Annotated in this window: 1 protein-coding gene; it reads left to right on the top strand. The window is 49.9% G+C overall.

Annotated elements, in window-relative coordinates; translation table 11 throughout:
- Positions 1–332: 332 nt before the first annotated feature.
- A complete protein-coding gene (gene tet(W), locus O3669_RS10780; protein ID WP_002586627.1) occupies positions 333–2252 on the top strand; it encodes a tetracycline resistance ribosomal protection protein Tet(W) in 1920 nt (639 codons plus the stop codon).
- The last annotated feature ends 75 nt before the right edge of the window (positions 2253–2327 follow it).

Genomic DNA, 2327 nt, shown 5'->3' with positions numbered 1-2327 from the left:
TTTTAGGTACTTGCTTTCCTAAAACTGATGTGATACAATGATTTAATCCAGAAAAGGAGTAAAAAATATGCGGCAAGGTATTCTTAAATAAAACTATAATCAAATAGTGGGAACAAAGGATTATGATAGCTCCTTTTGTAGGGGCTTAGTTTTTTGTACCCAATTTAAGAATACTTTTGCCTTATCAATTTTGACATATCCCCAAAAACAGCAATCACAAACAGGTGTATGCTGTATATGTGTATGTCCGCAACTTATAATCCCCAGTGGTAAAAGTATTTTACTGCTGGGGATTTTTATGCCCTTTGGGGCTGTAAAGGGAGGACAATCACATGAAAATAATCAATATTGGAATTCTTGCCCATGTAGACGCTGGAAAGACGACCTTGACGGAGAGCCTGCTATATGCCAGCGGAGCCATTTCAGAACCGGGGAGCGTCGAAAAAGGGACAACGAGGACGGACACCATGTTTTTGGAGCGGCAGCGTGGGATTACCATTCAAGCGGCAGTCACTTCCTTCCAGTGGCACAGATGTAAAGTTAACATTGTGGATACGCCCGGCCACATGGATTTTTTGGCGGAGGTGTACCGCTCTTTGGCTGTTTTAGATGGGGCCATCTTGGTGATCTCCGCTAAAGATGGCGTGCAGGCCCAGACCCGTATTCTGTTCCATGCCCTGCGGAAAATGAACATTCCCACCGTTATCTTTATCAACAAGATCGACCAGGCTGGCGTTGATTTGCAGAGCGTGGTTCAGTCTGTTCGGGATAAGCTCTCCGCCGATATTATCATCAAGCAGACGGTGTCGCTGTCCCCGGAAATAGTCCTGGAGGAAAATACCGACATAGAAGCATGGGATGCGGTCATCGAAAATAACGATGAATTATTGGAAAAGTATATCGCAGGAGAACCAATCAGCCGGGAAAAACTTGCGCGGGAGGAACAGCAGCGGGTTCAAGACGCCTCCCTGTTCCCAGTCTATCATGGCAGCGCCAAAAATGGCCTTGGCATTCAACCGTTGATGGATGCGGTGACAGGGCTGTTCCAACCGATTGGGGAACAGGGGGGCGCCGCCCTATGCGGCAGCGTTTTCAAGGTTGAGTACACCGATTGCGGCCAGCGGCGTGTCTATCTACGGTTATACAGCGGAACGCTGCGCCTGCGGGATACGGTGGCCCTGGCCGGGAGAGAAAAGCTGAAAATCACAGAGATGCGTATTCCATCCAAAGGGGAAATTGTTCGGACAGACACCGCTTATCAGGGTGAAATTGTTATCCTTCCCAGCGACAGTGTGAGGTTAAACGATGTATTAGGGGACCAAACCCGGCTCCCTCGTAAAAGGTGGCGCGAGGACCCCCTCCCCATGCTGCGGACGACGATTGCGCCGAAAACGGCAGCGCAAAGAGAACGGCTGCTGGACGCTCTTACGCAACTTGCGGATACTGACCCGCTTTTGCGTTGCGAAGTGGATTCCATCACCCATGAGATCATTCTTTCTTTTTTGGGCCGGGTGCAGTTGGAGGTTGTTTCCGCTTTGCTGTCGGAAAAATACAAGCTTGAAACAGTGGTAAAGGAACCCTCCGTCATTTATATGGAGCGGCCGCTCAAAGCAGCCAGCCACACCATCCATATCGAGGTGCCGCCCAACCCGTTTTGGGCATCCATAGGACTGTCTGTTACACCACTCTCGCTTGGCTCCGGTGTACAATACGAGAGCCGGGTTTCGCTGGGATACTTGAACCAGAGTTTTCAAAACGCTGTCAGGGATGGTATCCGTTACGGGCTGGAGCAGGGCTTGTTCGGCTGGAACGTAACGGACTGTAAGATTTGCTTTGAATACGGGCTTTATTACAGTCCGGTCAGCACGCCGGCGGACTTCCGCTCATTGGCCCCGATTGTATTGGAACAGGCATTGAAGGAATCGGGGACGCAGCTGCTGGAACCTTATCTCTCCTTCATCCTCTATGCGCCCCAGGAATACCTTTCCAGGGCTTATCATGATGCACCGAAATACTGTGCCACCATCGAAACGGCCCAGGTAAAAAAGGATGAAGTTGTCTTTACTGGCGAGATTCCCGCCCGCTGTATACAGGCATACCGTACTGATCTGGCCTTTTACACCAACGGGCGGAGCGTATGCCTTACAGAGCTGAAAGGATATCAGGCCGCTGTCGGTCAGCCGGTCATCCAGCCCCGCCGTCCAAACAGCCGCCTGGACAAGGTGCGCCATATGTTTCAGAAGGTAATGTAAAGATACATAATCGTCAAGACGGCAACAATCAGAAGTTATGGAGGGTAACAATGGAATATAGTAAGGAAGATTTAA

Origin of the sequence: Pauljensenia sp. 20925_1_34 (genome assembly GCF_041432775.1) — a bacterium.
In the GTDB taxonomy this organism is placed as follows: Bacteria; Actinomycetota; Actinomycetes; order Actinomycetales; family Actinomycetaceae; genus Pauljensenia.
The sequence above is the reverse complement of the archived record's forward strand: the minus strand, read 5'-3'. Positions and strand labels throughout refer to the sequence as shown.